Below are 16,616 nucleotides of genomic sequence, written 5' to 3'. Positions count from 1 at the left end.
TCAGCGCAGCTTCAGCGTGGACAGGCCGACCAGCGCCAGGATCGAGGCGATGATCCAGAAGCGGATCACCACCGTCGGTTCGGCCCAGCCTTTTTTCTCGAAGTGATGGTGCAGCGGGGCCATGCGGAAGACTCGCTTGCCGGTCAGCTTGAAAGAAGCGACCTGCACGATCACCGACACCGTCTCCAGCACGAACAGGCCGCCGATGATGGCGAGCACGATCTCGTGCTTGGTCACCACGCTGACCGCACCCAGCGCACCGCCCAGCGACAGCGACCCGGTGTCGCCCATGAAGACCATCGCCGGCGGGGCGTTGTACCAGAGGAAGCCGATGCCGGCGCCGATCAGCGCCCCGCAGAAGATCGTCAGCTCGCCGGAACCCGGCACATGATGGATCTGCAGGTAGTTGGCGAAGATCGCGTTGCCGGAGAGGTAGGAGATCAGGGCGAAGCAGCCGGCCGCGATCATCGTCGGCACGATGGCCAGACCGTCCAGCCCATCGGTCAGGTTCACCGAGTTCGAGGCGCCGACCATGATGAAGGCGCCGAAGGGCACGAAGAACCAGGACAGCTGGATCAGGAAATCCTTGACGAAGGGAACCGCGACGCCGCCCGAAAGCGGCGGGGCCGATACCCACATGATCAGCGCCGAAGCGACCAGCCCGATGGTGATCTCCCAGCCCAGGCGGAAGCGGCCGGACAGGCCCTTGGTGTTGCGCTTGGTCAGCTTCAGGTAATCGTCGCCGAAGCCGATCAGGCCATAGCCGATGGTCACCAGCAGGACGATCCAGATGTAGGCGTTGGTCAGGTCGGCCCACAGCAGGGTGCTGACCGTCATCGCGATCAGGATCATCAGGCCGCCCATGGTGGGCGTGCCCTTCTTCTTGAAATGGGTCTCCGGGCCGTCGGCGCGGATGGGCTGGCCTTCACCCTGCTTGCGCTTCAGCCAGGCGATCAGGCGCGGGAAGAACACGAAGCTCATGACCAGCGACGTCAGCACGGCGCCGCCGGTCCGGAAGGTGAGATACCGGAACAGGTTGAACGGCGTGAAGACGTCGGCCAGACCGAAGAGGAGGTTGTAGAGCATTTGGGTCCGTCAGCCTCGCGGCGCCTGCGCGGACTGCGCCGCCGCCTGTGGCTGGTTGGTGGTTCGGGAGGCGGCTTTGTCCTCGCTTTCGCGCCCGCTGTCGAGTGCCGCGAGCGCATCGACGATCAGACCTGTACGACTGCCCAGGGACCCCTTGACCATGATAACGTCGCCGCCTTTTACGGTCCCGGTCACGATGGGGGCCAGCTCCACGCTGGTCTCGGTCCAAGCGCCGCGCATCGCCGCCGGCAGGCGGTCGAACAGCGCCTTCATGTGCGGCCCGCAGGCATAGACGGCGTCCACCTGCGCGGCGCGCAGCGGCTCGGCCAGCGCGATGTGCAGCGTGTCGGCGCGGTCGCCCAGCTCGCGCATGTCGCCCAGCACGGCGATGCGCCGGCCGCCGGCGCCGGGGTCGATCTTGCCCAGCACCTCCAGCGTCGCCGTCATGGCGGCCGGGCTGGCGTTGTAGCTTTCGTCGATCAGGGTGAAGGCGCCCTGCGGCAGCTGGATGCGCTTGCGGGTGCCGCGGCCCTTGACCGGCTGCAGGCTGGACAGCGACCGGGCGGCGGCGGCAACGTCGGCGCCCAGCGCCTTCACCGCCAGCAGCACCGCGAGGCTGTTCATCACCCAGTGCTTGCCCGGCAGCGACAGGCAATATTGCAGCCGCTCGCCGCGGATGACCGCGGTCACCGCGCTGCAGGTGGCGTGCAGCGAACAGTCGACCAGCCGGGCGTCGGCCTCCTCATGGGTGCCGAAGCTCCAGATGTCGGTCAGGCCACGGCGGCGCGCGGCGGCGGCCAGCCGGGCATATTGCCCGTTGTCGCGGTTCAGCACGGCGACGCCGTCCGCGTCCAGCCCTTCGAAGATCTCGGCCTTGGCGTCGGCGATGGCCTCGACGCCGGAGAAGAATTCCAGATGCGCCGCCTCGACCGTGGTGATGATGGCGACATGCGGCTTGACCTGTTGGGACAGGGGGCCGAGTTCGCCGGCGTGGTTCATCCCCAGCTCGAACACGCCATAGGCGCAATCGGCGGGCAGGCGGGCGAGCGACAGCGGCACGCCCCAATGGTTGTTCAGGCTGCCTTCGGTGGCATAGGTCGACCCTTGCGCCGACAGGACGTGGCGCAGCGTCTCCTTGGTGCCGGTCTTGCCGACCGAGCCGGTGACGCCGACGAAGCGCGCGCCGCAGCGTGCCCGCGCGACCTTGCCCAGCGCCGCCATCGCTTCCAGTGTGTCGACCGGGACGATCAACAGCGGAGCGTCATCGGGCAAACCATCAGGCAGATGGTCGACCAGCGCCGCGGCGGCCCCGGCGGCCAGCGCGGCGCCGACGAAGGCGTGCCCGTCGAAATTCGGTCCGCGGATGGCGACGAACAGGTCGCCCGGCGCCACCTTGCGGCTGTCGATGGTGACGCCGGTGGCGGTCCAGGCGGACGGGCCGGCCAGACGCCCGCCGGTGGCGTCCGCCGCGTCCGCCGCAGTCCAGAGGACCGTCTTCTCCGCACTCATGCTCCAACCTCCGCTACGGCTTTCCGGGCCTCGTCCGCATCGTCGAACGGACGCACCTCGGTGCCGATCGTTTGTCCCTGTTCATGGCCCTTGCCGGCGATGACCAGCACGTCGCCGGGCTGAAGCTGCCGCACCGCGGTGCGGATCGCCTCGGCCCGGTCGCCGATCTCCTCCAGCCGGCCGGCCAGTTCCCCGGTGGCCCCGGCCAGCACCTCGCTCCGCACGAAGGCGGGATCCTCGGTGCGCGGGTTGTCGTCGGTGACGATGGCACGGTCGGCCAGTCTGGCCGCCAGCGCTCCCATCACCGGCCGCTTGCTGCGGTCACGGTCGCCGCCGCAGCCGAACACCGTCACCAGATGGCGCGCGGCATGCGGCTTCAGCGCCCGCAGCACCGTTTCCAGCGCGTCGGGCGTGTGGGCGTAATCGACGTAGACCGTCGCCCCATTGGGGTGGGTCGCGACATGCTGCAACCGGCCCGGCACGCCTTCCAGGGAGGAAAGCGTGGCCAGCGCCCGCCCGGCCTCACAGCCGGAACCGATGACCAGGCCCAGCGCGCAGAGCACGTTCCAGGCCTGGAAGCGACCCGCCAGCGGCAGGTCCACCGTCACGTCGCGGCCGAGCACGGATAGGGCGAGGCGCTGGCCATGGGCCAGCGGCTCCACCCCGGTCACCCGAAGCTCGATGCCGGCCAGACCATAGGACAGGACGCGGTGACCACGGTGGTTACAAATGGTGGCAAAATGTTGAAATTCCGGAGAGTCGGCGTTCAGCACCGCGACGGCGCCCGGCGGCAGGACCCGGTCGAACAGCATCGCCTTGGCGTCGCGGTACGCCTCCATCGTGCCGTGATAGTCCAGATGGTCCAGCGTCAGGTTGGTGAAGCCGGCGGCCTTGATCGCCACGCCGTCCAACCGGAACTGCTCCAGCCCGTGGCTCGACGCCTCCATCGCCAGATGGTCGATGCCGGCGTCCTTGGCGGCGGCGAGGTCGCGGTGCAGCGACACCGGGTCCGGAGTCGTCATCCCGCCATAGCCATGCAGGCCGGGGCCGAGCAGGCCCAGCGTGCCCAGGCTGCCGGCGGGCAGGCCGAGCCGGGTCCAGATCTGGGCGGCGAACTGAACGGTGGAGGTCTTGCCGTTGGTGCCGGTCACCGCCACCACCGTCTCCGGCTGGCGCCCGCCATGGAAGGCGGCGGCCATGCGCGCGAAGGCAAGGCGCGGTTGCGGATCGGTCAGCAGGACGGCGGTGGAGCCGGCGGGCAGTTCGGTGCCCTCGGGCGCCAGCACGGCGGCGGCGCCCTTTGCGAGCGCATCGGCGATGAAGGTGCGCCCGTCGGCCTTCACGCCGGGCAGGGCGGCAAAGACAAAGCCGGGCCTGACCGCGCGGCTGTCGGCGGTCAGCCCGGCGATGTCGGGGTCGGCAGCGCCGGCGGTGGCGTCAGCGCGGTTTGGTCTGAGTTGGGAAAGACGCAACGGTGCTTCCCTTCGACGGGGGTGGGGCGGTGACGGAGGGCATGGTCTGCTGCCAGTTGGTGGAACCGGCGGCGTTCAGGTAGGTGGAGTTCAGGATTTCCGGCGCGTTCTCGTCCACCATCGGCGTGTTCAGCAACGGGCCGATCTGCTTTACGATGCGGCCCACCGCCGGGGCGGCGACCCAGCCGCCGGTGGCGTAGCCGTAGGTCTTGGCCGTGGCCTTGGGTTCGTCCACCAGCACATAGACGATGTAGCGCGGATCGTTCATCGGGAAGGCGCCCAGGAACGACGACATGCGCGAGTTCTTCTGGTAATGCCGCCCCTTCTGCTTGTCGGCGGTGCCGGTTTTTCCACCGACGACATAGCCCTTGACTTCCGCCGACTTGCCGGTGCCCTCGGTGACCACGAAGCGGAACATGCGTCGCATCATGTCGGAGGTCTGACGCGACACCACCTGTTCGGTCGGGATCTCGTCGGCCGCCTTGCGCTTCAGCAGCGTCGGCTTGTGAAAGAGACCACCGTTGATGACGGACGCGGCGGCGGCCACCGTGTGCATCGGGCTGACCGAGATGCCATGGCCGAAGGAGATGGTGTAGCTGTTGACCTCGCGCCACGGATTCGGCACCAGCGGCCAGCCGCTTTCCGGTAGCTCCAGACCGGTGGGCTTGGTGAAGCCCATCTTGGTCATGAAGGCCTTCTGCGCCGCCACGCCCACCTGCTGCACCATGCGCACGGAGCCGAGGTTGGAGGAGTGCTGGAACACTTCCGCCACCGTCAGGGCGCGGTGCAGGTTGTGGTAGTCGTTGATGGTAAAGCGGCCGATCTTGATCGGGTGGGCTGCGTCGAACATGTCCGACACCCGGATCTTGCCGCTGTCGAAGGCCAACGCGGAGTTGAAAATCTTGAAGGTCGAGCCCATCTCGTACACGCCGAGCGTCGCCCGGTTGAACAGCGTGTCGGGGTTCAGGCCGGTCGGGTCCTGCGGGTCGAAATCGGGCAGCGACACCATCGCCAGCACTTCGCCGTTGCGCACGTCGAAGACGATGCCGGCGGCACCGATGGCGCTGAACTCCTGCACCGTGGCGGCCAGTTCCTTCTTCAGGACATGCTGCAACCGAAGGTCGATGGAGAGCTGCAGTGGCGTTCCCGGATCCTCGGTCAGCCGCTTGTTGAAGCCCTGCTCCATGCCGGCAAGGCCGTTGTTGTCGATGCCGGTGAAGCCGACGACGTGGGAGGTCAGCGGGCCGGCGGGGTAGAAGCGGCGCTCCTCCCGCTCGAACGCGATGCCGGGAATGCCCAGCCGATGGACGGCGGCCTGCTGCTTCGGCGTCAGGTTGCGCTTCAGCCAGACGAATCGGCGGTCGCCGACCAGCTTGCCCAGGACATCCTTGTAATCAAGCTCTGGCAGGACGCTGACCAGCTTCTGCGCGGCCTCTTCCGGGCGCGACACCAGCTTGGGGTCGGCGTAGAGCGACTGGGTGACCAGCGAGGTCGCCAGCAGGTTGCCGTTGCGGTCGAGGATGTCGGCGCGGTTGGTGGTGGTGTTGTCCAGTTCCAGCGCCACATGCTGGCGCGGTTCGCCGCCGCCCGCGAACAGGGTGGCCATCGCCAGCTTGACGCTGATCGCGGTGAAGACGGTCGTGACCACGGCAGCCGTCACCATCAGGCGGTAACGGCTCTGTTCCAGCGCAACCGCCAGCGAGGTCCGCGGCTTGGCGGACTGCTGCTGGGGCGACGGGGGAAAGGGCGAGGGCGCCGGCGGCGGCACATAGGTGCTGCCAGTGCTGGCGCCGGGCTGGCCGTAGCCGGCCGGGCCGCCGTGGTCGTGACCGTTCATCGATTGGCCCCCAGGCGCGCAACGAGCAGCCCGAGGCTGTCGGTCGGCTTGGGCTGGTAGGGCTGCTGGGCCGCAGCAGCGGCAGCCTTAGGCGCCACAGCCGGTGCCGGTGCCGGCGGAGTCGGGCGGGCCGCCAGTTCGGTCGGGCGCGCGGTCGGCGCGTTGGGCGCAAGCTTGCCGGCGGCGCGGTCGGGCGCCTTCTCCGCCGGCGCGCGGGCGGAGCCGGGCACCAGGGCGGCGGGCTTGATCCGCGCGCCGCGCGACGGGTCGGCCAGACCGCCGGCGGAGGGCAGGGAGGCGGGCACGACGACCGGCGCGCGTTCCAGCGCCTTGTCCATCGGCAGCGGCTTCGCCAGGGCCGCACCGGCCGGCAGGCTGACCGGAACAATTCCGGCGGCGGCATTGTTGTTGGGAGCGGCGGGGATGCGGGCGGCGGCGACCTGCGGGGCGCCGGTGCCGGGCGCGCGCACCATCGGCGGCAGCGGGGCAGGGTTCGTCTGGGCAGGCGGCTGGACAGCGTCACCCGGGCGCATGGGGATCATGTCCATCGCCATGTACTGGCGCGGCTCGCTGGGCTGCAGCGCCAGATAGGCCTGCGCCATCTGTTCCAGCTTGGTCGGGTCGTTCAGGTAGCTCCACTCGGCCTTCAGGACCTGGATGGACTCCTGTTCCTGAATGATCTTGCGGTTCAGCCCGGCGAGCTTCTCCTCAAGATCCTGGACGTCGTAGCTGGTCTGGAACAGCACGCCACCGGCGGCCGCGATCAGGCCGCCCCAGAACAGCCAGGTCTTGCCTTTCATGCTGCCTCCTTGCCGGGCGCCGGGAACGCGGGCGCCTCGGTACGTTCAGCCGCGCGCAGCCGGGCGGACCGGGCGCGGGGGTTGTTGCGGGCTTCGGCCTCGCTCGGGTCCACGGGTTTCCGGGAGAGCAGGCGGAAGGATGGATGATGCGCCGCGACCGCGGTCACGGGCGTATGGCGGGACGGGGAGGGCGGCGGCGAGGAGCGTTCCCGCAGGAACGCCTTGACCTCGCGGTCCTCCAGCGAATGGAAGGAGACGACGGCCAGTCGCCCGCCGGGCGCCAGCAGCGACTCGGCGGCGGACAGGCCGCGCCGCAACTCGCCCAATTCGTCGTTCACATGGATGCGCAGCGCCTGGAAGGTCCGGGTCGCCGGGTCGATCCCGTCGCCCTTCCCCTTCGGCACCACCGAGCGGATGATGTCGGCCAGCCGCGCCGTGCGCTCGATCGGCGCCTCGCGGCGGGCGGCGACGATGGCGCGGGCGACGCGGCGCGCCATCCGTTCCTCACCCAGGTGATAGATGATGTCGGCCAGCTCCGCCTCGTCGGCGCTGTTGACCACGTCGGCGGCGGTCGGCCCATCCCGTCCCATCCGCATGTCGAGCGGGCCGTCGAAGCGGAAGGAGAACCCGCGCTCCGGCTCGTCGATCTGGGGGGAGGAGACGCCGACGTCGAGCGCCACGCCGTCGACCTTGTCGACGCCATGGTCCGCCAGCAGCGTGTCCATGTCGCCGAAGCGGCCCTCGATCACCTCGAGCCGGCCGGGAAATTCCTGGGCCAGGGCACGGCCGCGCTCGATCGCCGCGGGGTCGCGGTCGATGCCGATCACGCGGCAGGAGGCCGACCGCAGCAGGGCGCGGCTGTAGCCGCCGGCGCCGAAGGTGCCGTCGACATAGAGGCCGCCGTCGCGCGGGGACAGCGCGGCGATCACCTCGTCCAGCAGGACGGGAATATGGATGCGGGTGTCGGTCATCATGCGCCCTCCCCGCTCCGGCTGGCGGCGCCGCGGGAGGCCTTGGCGACGATCTGGCTGAGCGAGATGTCCTTGCGCACGACCTGCTCGCGAAGCGCGGCCTCGTGGGCCTTCAGCGCGTCGGGTTCCCAGATCTGGAAGGTCTTGCGGCGGCCGATGAAGGCGGCCTCCTCGGTGATGCCGGCGAACTCCGCCAGCTCCTTGGGCAGGACGATGCGGCCTTCGGCGTCGGAGGAGACGGGGATCAGCTTTCCGAAGATGAAGGTCTCGATCATGTCGCGCTCGTCGGCATCGAGGTCAGGGGATTCGAGGCTCTCGGAGAGGACGTCGAGATAGTCCTGGTCGGCGCCTTCCAGCGCTTGGTGGTTCAGCGAAGGCCAGAGGTAGACGGTGCTGGGAGCCGACGTCTTGGCAAGCGACTGCCTGAACTGTGCCGGGATGGACACACGCCCTTTCCTGTCAACTTTGTTGACGTATGTGGACAGGAAAACGGCCATAGGCCCGGTGGTCCCCCCTGCTATCCCCCATGCGCGGTCGGGTGCCCCGCGCTAGCCCCGCTTGGCCCATTCAGCCCCCGCCCCCGGTGTTAACCAAAATGGGTAGGAGCCCCCCTTAAATGGGCATTCTTGGGATAGCATGGGACGGCATGGGCGTCAACGGCCCCCCGAGTATTCAGACGGGGGTGTCAAGACTTTTGGGTCAGGCTGTGGCTTCCAGGCAAGTTGGTGTACGAATTTTCAGAATCTTCGCAGTATTTCGCTGGACTCCCACGATGTGGATAAAGTTATCCACACGCGTTCGTCGAACGTTCCAAAGTTTTAAGAAAATGTGATCAATCCATGGTTTGTCATCCGGCCGAATCGACCCCCTCGGACGGCATAGGACCTTGGGTGGGAAAGGCGGGTCCGGCATGGGATGGCATGGGAATTCGCCCCACAGTTATCCACCGGCTGTGGATTAGTCTGGGGAAAATGTGGATGGGGCCGTGCACATCCTGGGGATGGCCGCGGAAAAGCCCGGCGAACCGCGAGGGGAGCGTGGGGAGAAGGGGCGTCCGCCCTGTGGATGACGCGGACGGCCGCCCATGCCGTCCCAGGCCGGACCATCCGAACGGGCGGGGCGGGGGCAAACGGGTGCCACCATGGGGCGCCATGGGATCATGCGCCCAACCGGCGACACCGGAATGGGATGGAATGGGCAAAGGGTATGGGAAAAGCGCCAGATGGCCTGTAAGCCGGGTTCTGTGTCCCGCCCCGAGGGGCAGGCGATGGCCATTCGTCTGGGACGCCGGTTGCCCGGACGCCTCGCGCGACCAACCCGAGCGGCGGCGCGGAAACGCGCTTGACCCACGCCCATCCCGTTGCGGGGACGGTGGTCGGGCCGCTCCTATTCGGTCTTGCTCCCGGTGGGGTTTACCGTGCCGTCCCCGTTGCCGGGTCCGCGGTGCGCTCTTACCGCACCCTTTCACCCTTACCTGCGTCGAAACGCCGGCGGTTTGCTTTCTGTGGCACTTTCCCTAGGGTCGCCCCCGCCGGCCGTTAGCCGGCACCGTGTTTCCGTGGAGCCCGGACTTTCCTCCCCCGGTCGAAACCGAAGGCGGCCATCCGGCCATCTGGCGCGGTCGTTCATATAGGGAAGCGGCCGTGGGGGCAAATCCCAAATGGCAGCCGGGGATCAGGGAAGCTCGATCAGGGAGCCTGTTCGACGTCCGACGGTTCCGGACCCAATTCCACATTGGCGTAGAGCGCGGATACCGGCACCTCGACGCCGACGCTGTCCAGCCGCAGCACGTCGTCGGATTCCACCAGCAGGTCGCATTGCCAGCGGCTGCCGTCCAACCGGCGATGCACCTCGACGAACAGGAACTCGCTCTGCACCAGCAGGATTTCCTGAACCGACGGGATGGAGCGGTAGACCGGCAGCTTCACCCTGCGGTCGTGGTCCTCGGTTGAACGCGACAGGATCTCCACGATCACCAGCGGGTCGGGCGTGTGGTACTGCCCGTGCCGGTGTGGCGTGCAGGTGACCGCAAGGTCCGCCTGGAAGAAATTGCGGAAGCTGTTGGGCTTTAGGATGCCGGCCTCGGACCGGACATGGCAGGGCGGGCGCTTGCGCAGAACGCTGCCGATCTCCAGGGCGATGTTCCCGGCAACGATCTGGTGGGCGCCATAGCTGGGCGCCATCGCCACCGGCACGCCGTCGATCAGTTCGTAGCGGGTCTGCGTTCCATCGTCCCACGACAGGAACTCGTCGAGGCTCATCCGTTTGTACGCCAGGGACGACATGCCGCTCTCCCGCTCAACTGGGTCGGAGTGCCTAATATAAGGGATCGGCCCCGCTTCGGCGAGACGCCATCACCGTCCGGTCAGCCGCAGCAGCGCGCGCAGGCGCCGCACCGATTCGGGATCGGGGACGCCGGTCAGGCATTCGGGATGGAAATGGCGCTGGAAGGCCAGCAGAGCCCGCGGTTCGGCCGGGTCGTACCCATAGCGTCCCAGCAGGGCGGCGACCTCCGCATCGGTGAAGGGGCCGTCGTCGGCCTGGGACGGCGTGGGCCAAATCCCGATTCCCTGGGTGGCGAGGCCCGGCCAGTCGAACAGCTCGCCCGGATCCTCCTTGCGGGCGGGCGCCACGTCGCTGTGGCCCAGCACGTCGGCGGGGGCGATCCCGTGGCGCTTCACGATGCCCTGGCATAGCTCGGCCACCGCCGCCATCTGCGCCGGCGGAAAGGGGCGATAGCCGAACTCGTGGCCCGGATTGACGATCTCGACGCCGATGGAGCGGCTGTTGACGTCCCCGGCGCCGCGCCAGCCCGACCGGCCGGCATGCCAGGCGCGCCGGTCCTCCGGAACGTGGGTGTAGATGGTGCCGTCCTCGTCCACCGTGTAATGGGCGCTGACCTGGGCCGCCGGGTCGCACAGCCGCTCCAGCGCATGGGCGGCGGTGGGCATGCCGGTATAGTGCAGGATCAGCAACTCCACCCGTGAACCATCGGCCCGCGGGCCGTGGTTGGGGGAGGGGCGGTCGATCCGGCGGAAGCTGCTCATGTCGGCACCTTAATCAGGTCGGGCCGGATCAGGTTGGATTGGTGACCGTCTGGTTGACCGCCTTCGGCCCGCGCCGAACGATCACCGCGACTCCGCCGATGGTCAGCAGCCCGCCGATGGCGAGGTTGATCGTCACCGGGTCGCCCATCAGCAGCACGCCACTGGCGACGCCGAAGACCGGCACGGTCAGCAGATAGGGCATGGTCTGGTTGACGGAATAGCGTCCCAGCAAGGGATACCACAGCCCATAGGCGATGATGGTGACGGCGACGGCCATATAAGCGATGGATGCCCAGCCGACCCAGGTCGAGTTCGCCAGTGCCGCCATCTGTCCATGCTCCATCAGCAGCGACAGGACCAGCAATTGTGGCATGGCGAATAGCGCCATCCAGCCGTTGACGGCGAAGCCGTTCACCGACCCGATCAGCTTCATCTGCACGCTCGCCACCGCGAAGGCGAAGCTTGCCGCCAGGATCAGCAGCAGCGAATAGAGCGATTCGCCCAGCCGTGGCTCGCCCGCGATCACCGCCACGCCGGCGAAGGCGGCGGCCATGCCGATGCCGCGGCGCCAGCCCAGCTTGTCCTTGAACACCAGCGCCGCCAGCAGGGAGGAGAAGGGCACCTGCACCTGTGCCGCCAGCGACGCGGTGGCGGCGTCGATCCCGTTGAGCCCGCTGAACATCATCGGGAAATGGATGCTGCCCAACGTCACCGACAACAGTGCGATCTTCCACAGCTTGTCACGCGGCACGCGGAAGAAGGGGATGATCAGCACCGCCACCAGGGCGAAGCGCAGGAACATCACGAACAGCGGCGGAAATTCGGCCAGCGCCCATTTCGCCACGACGAAGTTCAGCCCCCAAAGCGCCATCACCACCAGCGCCTGGAGCGTGTGGGCGAATGTCATGCCCGCCCACCTTCCAGTTCCTCGCGCATCGCCTCCAACTCCAGCCAGCGCTCCTCCGCGGCGGCGAGCGCCGCCTGCTTGGCGTGCAGTTGTTCGCTGGTCTTCTGGAACTTGGCGGGGTCGCGGCTGAACAGGTCAGGGTCGGTCAGCGCCTTCTCCAGCTTGGCGATCTCGGTGCCCAGCCCGTCCATGCGGGCGGGCAGTTCGTCCAGTTCGCGCTGATCCTTGTAGCTCAGCTTGCCGCGCGGCTTGGCTGCTGCGGCCGGGGCCACGGCCGCCGGCTTGGGCTTGGCGGCAGCGGCGGGCGCCGCCTTGGCCGGGCGCTGCACCAGATAGTCGGAATAGCCGCCGGCATATTCGGTGGCGGTGCCGTCGCCCTCCAGCGCGATGGTGGCAGTCACCAGCCGGTCGAGGAAGTCACGGTCGTGGCTGACCAGCAGCAGCGTACCCTGATAGTCGCCCAGCACGTCCTCCAGCAGGTCCAGCGTGTCCATGTCGAGGTCGTTGGTCGGCTCGTCGAGGATCATCATGTTGCTGGGCTTGGCGAACAGCCGGGCCAGCAGCAGCCGGTTGCGCTCGCCGCCGGACAACGCCTTGACCGGGCTGTCCAGCTGCCGGGTGTCGAACAGGAAGTCCTTGATATAGCCGGCGACATGACGCGACACGCCGTTGACCATCACCGCGTCGCCGCCGAAGGGACACAGCACCTTGCGGATGGTGTCCTCCGGGTCCAGCCCCTCGCGTCGCTGGTCGAAATAGGCGGTGTCGAGGCTGGTGCCCAGCTTCACCGTGCCCTCGTCGGGCTCGAGCTGGCCGGTCAGCATCTTCAGCAGGGTCGATTTGCCGGCGCCGTTCGGCCCGATCAGCCCCACCCGGTCGCCGCGCAGGATGCGGGTGGAGAAGTTCTTCACGATGGTCTTGCGGCCCTCGGGCGTGTCGAAGCCCTTGGAGATGCCGGTCGCCTCGATCACCAGCCGGCCGCCGCGCTCGGCCTCGGCGATGGCGAGCTTGGCCTGCTGGCCGCCCTTGATCTGCTCCGCGCGCCCGGCGCGCAGGTCCAGCAGGTTGCGGACTCGACCCATGTTGCGGGTGCGCCGGGCGGAGATGCCCTCGCGCAGCCACTTCATCTCGCTTTCGATCTTGCGGTCCAGCTTGTGGGCCGCGGCCTCCTCCGCCTCGAACACCTCGGCCTGCCAGGTCTCGAACTCGGCGAAGCCGCGATCGGTGGCGCGCACCGTGCCGCGGTCGAGCCACAGCGTCCGCTTGGCCAGCCGGTTCAGGAAGGCGCGGTCGTGGCTGATCAGCAGCAGCCCGCCGCGGAAGGCCAGCAACTCCTCCTCCAGCCACTCGATGGTGGGGAGGTCGAGGTGGTTGGTCGGCTCGTCCAGCAGCATGACGTCGGGATTGCCGACCAGCGTGCGGGCCAGCGCCGTCCGGCGCGATTCGCCGCCCGACAGGGTGCGGGGATCGCGATTGCCGTCCACCTGGAGCCGGTCGAGCACGGCGTCGACGCGGTGCGCCTCGTCCTGCTCGTCGGCGGGCAGGCCCTGCACGACATAGTCGTGGACGGTGGCGCAGCCGGTGAAGTCCGGCTCCTGCGGCAGGTAGGCCAAGCGGGCGCCCGGCTGCACGAAGACGGTGCCGCCGTCGGGGTGGATCATCCCGGCCAGCACCTTCATCAGCGTCGACTTGCCCGACCCGTTGCGACCGACCAGACAGGCGCGGTCGCCGCGGCCGATGGACAGGTCGATGCCGTCGAACAGCGGCCGGCCGCCGAAGGTGACGGTGACGCCCTGGAGCGCCGTGATGGGTGCGGGAGGAGCCATGGACCGTTCGTGCGCCGGAAAATCGAGAGGAGAGGATGGGTTATAGCGTGCCATCCCCCTCCGCCGCGACCCGGAAAAACGGTTGGGCGGGTTGCGTCCCCTGCGATTGCCGGCCGGTTACGCGGTCCCGGTCGGCGTCGGCACCTGCTGTTCCTGCATCTTGAAGCCGAAATAGGTGCCGTTGCTGATGCCGGTCAGCGCCAGCAGGTTGGCCGACAGCTCCGGCATGCCCAGCGTGCGGGTGACCTCATAGAGGAAGGTGATGCCGAGCACACCGGTCCAGGCCAGAAGTTGCAGGCGATGGATGTTGTAGCCGGCGGCGTCGCTCAGCAGGTCGGGCAGCAACCCTTGGGACGGCGGATAGACCTCGGCCAGGCTGGCGGCCATCGCGGTCTGGTCGGGCGGGGTGGCCGCGGCGGCGGCGAGGTAGGCGGCGGCATGCTGGTGGCGCCGGGTGTCGTCGTCACTCGGCCGGCGATCCTGGAAGGCGGCCAGGACGGAGGTGCCGCCGACGATCCCCATCAGCGCCATGGTGCCGGTGGTGATGGTGTCCATCGACCCGATGATGGTCAGGATGGCGACGTAGGAGGCGGTGACGATCCCGCTCCACCACAGGAGCTGGAAGCGGGCGAGGCTGTAGGGCGCCCGGTAGTTGGCCGGCATCGGCACGCCGGCGATCGGCGTGATGGCGTCGGTGCGGCCGAAGTGGCGGAAGAAGGCGAACAGGAACAGCGCCGCCACCAGCGCGAACCAGATCGCGGCCAGCCCCAGGTCGCGGTCGCTGGCGCCCTGGATGGAGACCATCTTCGGCGCGGTGGTGATGCCGCCGGTGGCCGGGCCGAAGGCGACCGGCAGGGTCTTGGCGCCGGCGAGGCTGAAGAAGCCGCTGAAGGCGGTCTGCCACGCCGCCCGCCGTTGGGCCGCGTCGTCGCCGTTGCCGGAGATGGAGGTGGAGGCTGTGCCCACCAGCTCGCCCTTGGCCGAGCAACCGAAGCTGGCGCGGGCGCCGGGGATGGTCTGGCCGTTGGCCACCAGGACCAGGGCTTGCGCGTTCAGCGTCGCGGCCTGGATGGCGCAGTCGGTGCCGGCCGGCGGCACCCCCAGGTTCAGTGTCAGCGGCTGTCCCAGCACCACCGTGGTGTCGGCGGCTGCCGTCGGCATCTGCGCCTGCGCGGCGCCGCCCGCCGCCATCGTCGTTCCCAAAACCGCGGCGAAGATCGTCCGGATGATCGTGCGTCGCATCGTCATGTCGCCCCCAAAGCGCGCGGGCAACCGATCGCCCGCCCCACCGGGAACGATATGTCAGGAAACGGGATAAAGCCTATGACAAAGCAATTTCAGATCATCAAAAGCTGTGACGAATCGCGACATCTCAGGACAGGGCCGCGGCTCCCTCCCGTTGTCGGCGAATACGGTCGTAGGCGGCATTGATCAGCGCGAGTTTCTGGGTGGCGAGGTCGATGAACTCCTGCGGCATGCCCTGGGCGATCAGCCGGTCCGGGTGGTGTTCGCGCACCAGCGCCCGGTGGGCGGTTTTCACCGCGTCGTCATCCGCGTGGCGCGACACGCCCAGCACGGCGTAGGGGTCGGTCTCCATCGGGGTACCGGCCAGATGGTGACCGGCGACGATGCGGCGGAAGTCGGCCTCGTCAAAGCCGAAGATCACGGCGACCGCGCGCAGATACTCCACTTCCGTCTCGTGCAGCTCATCGTCGGCTTCGGCGATCATCAGCAGGCTATCGAGCAACTCCTCCAGCACCGCGTGCTTGTCCTCGAACAGCTTGGCGATCTGGCGGGCATACTCCTCGAACCCGCGGGTGTCGCGGCGGGCGAGGTCGAAGACGCGGCCGACATTGCCCAACTCCTCCGGCGGGACGCGGAACAGCCGCTTGAAGGTGTCGACCTCCACCCGCTTCACCACGCCGTCGGCCCGCGCCATCTTGGCGGCCAGCGCGATCACGCCGATGGTGAAGGCGACGGTCTGCTTGGCCGCTTCGGCATCGGCGTCGCTCATGCCCCGGCGCTGCTGGTCGTCCGGGCCGCAGGGCGACCACAGGTCGACCGCATGCCCAGCCAGACCGCCCAGCAGGGCACCAATCGGCCCGCCGGTGAACAGGCCGGCCGCGCCGCCCAGGATCTTGCCCCAAATGCTCATGCTACGCCCTTATGTCCGCAGGCTCCCCAACCGGGGGCAGCATAGCGGCCGGAACCGGGCGGGCCAACTGTGGCGCACGGGCAACAGGCCAGCATTGTTCGCATCGCGAAGTTCTAATAAGCGCTTGCGATTCCCATCGGCCACGCCATGTTGCAATGCAACAAAGGGCGCCGCAGAGAGCGCCGGCCGTGACAAAAGCGGTGTCCGCCGGTGGCGGCGCCGGAGCCTGGGGAAAAACGTTCTGCGCGAATGCGTTTTCGGATTTTCGAGAACCGTGAGCAGAGCCATGCCTATCATCCGCAAGATCCTGCCGACCGAACTGCCCCAGTACCGGGCGCATCTTCTCCGCCTTGACCGGACGGACCGCTATGCCCGCTTTACCGGCACCCTGTCGGACGAGGCGGTGGAGCGGCATTGCGCGGCCATCGATTGGGGCCGGACGGTCATTCTTGGCGCGTTCGAGGATGGCGTGCTGCGCGGGGCTGTCGAACTGTGCGGCGACCGCATCCTCTGGCCGCAACAGGCGGAGTTCGGCGTCAGCGTCGAATCGGTGCTGCAGGGCAAGGGCGTCGGCAGCACGTTGGTCCGCCGCATCCTGACCGTCGCCCGCAACCGCGGCATCCGCCATGTCCACATGATGTGCCTGTCGGAGAATGTCCGCATGCGTGCGCTGGCCCGCCGTTTCGGTGGCCGGCTGGCCCTGGACAGCGGCGAGATCACCTCCCGCTTCGAGCTGCCGCCGCCCAACCAGTTCTCCCTCGCCCTGGAGGCGCTGGAGGACGGCACCGGCGCCTTCAACAGCATTCTGTCCGGCAACGCCATCCTTGGCCGCCTGCCCACCCCGTCGCCGGAGCGACTGGCCGCCTGAGCGGCGGGGCCCTTCATCGGTGATCCTGTGTTCTTTCCGCCGCTTCCCAACCTCCTGATGGGGACGGGCCACTCAAGCGGTTGAAATTCGCTGCCGGATCGCGAAACTCCGGCCCACGCGCGGTGCGGTTGCCGCGCA

At 68.5% G+C, this 16,616-nt stretch carries 14 protein-coding genes and 1 other RNA gene; 1 reads left to right on the top strand and 14 read right to left on the bottom strand.

Going from position 1 to position 16,616, the window contains the following annotated elements; genetic code table 11:
• From mraY to ACCD06_RS12675, 14 genes are all read right to left on the bottom strand, one after another.
• A complete protein-coding gene (mraY, locus tag ACCD06_RS12740; RefSeq protein ID WP_109073941.1) occupies nt 1–1,086 on the bottom strand; it encodes a phospho-N-acetylmuramoyl-pentapeptide-transferase in 1,086 nt (361 codons plus the stop codon).
• A 9-nt stretch (nt 1,087–1,095) separates the two neighbouring features.
• Nucleotides 1,096–2,595: a UDP-N-acetylmuramoylalanyl-D-glutamyl-2,6-diaminopimelate--D-alanyl-D-alanine ligase gene (locus ACCD06_RS12735; protein ID WP_413341047.1), complete on the bottom strand. Its 1,500-nt coding sequence runs from the start codon at nt 2,593–2,595 to the stop codon at nt 1,096–1,098.
• Nucleotides 2,592–4,067: a UDP-N-acetylmuramoyl-L-alanyl-D-glutamate--2,6-diaminopimelate ligase gene (locus ACCD06_RS12730; RefSeq protein ID WP_413341045.1), complete on the bottom strand. Its 1,476-nt coding sequence runs from the start codon at nt 4,065–4,067 to the stop codon at nt 2,592–2,594. The genes ACCD06_RS12735 and ACCD06_RS12730 overlap by 4 nt, the downstream gene beginning before the upstream one ends.
• On the bottom strand, nt 4,033–5,904 hold the full coding sequence (locus ACCD06_RS12725; protein WP_136704326.1) for a peptidoglycan D,D-transpeptidase FtsI family protein: 1,872 nt from the start codon (nt 5,902–5,904) through the stop codon (nt 4,033–4,035). Before ACCD06_RS12725 ends, ACCD06_RS12730 begins: the two co-directional genes overlap by 35 nt.
• A complete protein-coding gene (locus tag ACCD06_RS12720) occupies nt 5,901–6,704 on the bottom strand; it encodes a hypothetical protein (RefSeq protein ID WP_413341043.1) in 804 nt (267 codons plus the stop codon). Before ACCD06_RS12720 ends, ACCD06_RS12725 begins: the two co-directional genes overlap by 4 nt.
• Nucleotides 6,701–7,675: a 16S rRNA (cytosine(1402)-N(4))-methyltransferase RsmH gene (gene rsmH / locus ACCD06_RS12715; RefSeq protein WP_136705769.1), complete on the bottom strand. Its 975-nt coding sequence runs from the start codon at nt 7,673–7,675 to the stop codon at nt 6,701–6,703. Before rsmH ends, ACCD06_RS12720 begins: the two co-directional genes overlap by 4 nt.
• Nucleotides 7,675–8,121, bottom strand: coding sequence for a division/cell wall cluster transcriptional repressor MraZ (locus ACCD06_RS12710; RefSeq protein ID WP_014248340.1), 447 nt, complete (start codon nt 8,119–8,121; stop codon nt 7,675–7,677). The genes rsmH and ACCD06_RS12710 overlap by 1 nt, the downstream gene beginning before the upstream one ends.
• A gap of 768 nt (nt 8,122–8,889) precedes the next feature.
• Nucleotides 8,890–9,291: RNase P RNA component class A (gene rnpB / locus ACCD06_RS12705), an RNA gene on the bottom strand.
• A gap of 72 nt (nt 9,292–9,363) precedes the next feature.
• Nucleotides 9,364–9,960: a Uma2 family endonuclease gene (locus tag ACCD06_RS12700; protein ID WP_109073935.1), complete on the bottom strand. Its 597-nt coding sequence runs from the start codon at nt 9,958–9,960 to the stop codon at nt 9,364–9,366.
• Nucleotides 9,961–10,029: 69 nt separating this feature from the next.
• Nucleotides 10,030–10,722, bottom strand: a complete 693-nt coding sequence (locus ACCD06_RS12695; protein ID WP_413341040.1) for an N-acetylmuramoyl-L-alanine amidase — start codon at nt 10,720–10,722, stop codon at nt 10,030–10,032.
• A 28-nt stretch (nt 10,723–10,750) separates the two neighbouring features.
• Entirely contained in the window at nt 10,751–11,629 is an 879-nt protein-coding gene (locus tag ACCD06_RS12690) for a DMT family transporter (RefSeq protein ID WP_136704323.1), read from the bottom strand.
• Entirely contained in the window at nt 11,626–13,455 is a 1,830-nt protein-coding gene (locus ACCD06_RS12685; protein ID WP_109073932.1) for an ATP-binding cassette domain-containing protein, read from the bottom strand. Before ACCD06_RS12685 ends, ACCD06_RS12690 begins: the two co-directional genes overlap by 4 nt.
• 117 nt (nt 13,456–13,572) lie before the next feature.
• A complete protein-coding gene (locus ACCD06_RS12680) occupies nt 13,573–14,703 on the bottom strand; it encodes a hypothetical protein (protein WP_413341037.1) in 1,131 nt (376 codons plus the stop codon).
• A 124-nt stretch (nt 14,704–14,827) separates the two neighbouring features.
• Complete coding sequence (locus ACCD06_RS12675) at nt 14,828–15,610, bottom strand: TerB family tellurite resistance protein (RefSeq protein ID WP_109073930.1); 783 nt, start codon at nt 15,608–15,610, stop codon at nt 14,828–14,830.
• Between the two features lie 286 nt (nt 15,611–15,896).
• Between ACCD06_RS12675 and ACCD06_RS12670 the strand changes: the two genes are divergently transcribed.
• The gene (locus tag ACCD06_RS12670) at nt 15,897–16,478 is read left to right on the top strand and encodes a GNAT family N-acetyltransferase (RefSeq protein WP_413341034.1); all 582 of its coding nucleotides are present in this window, start codon (nt 15,897–15,899) and stop codon (nt 16,476–16,478) included.
• The last annotated feature ends 138 nt before the right edge of the window (nt 16,479–16,616 follow it).

The organism is Azospirillum sp. CT11-132, from assembly GCF_047302835.1.
Classification (GTDB): Bacteria; Pseudomonadota; Alphaproteobacteria; order Azospirillales; family Azospirillaceae; genus Azospirillum.
The sequence above is the reverse complement of the archived record's forward strand: the minus strand, read 5'-3'. Positions and strand labels throughout refer to the sequence as shown.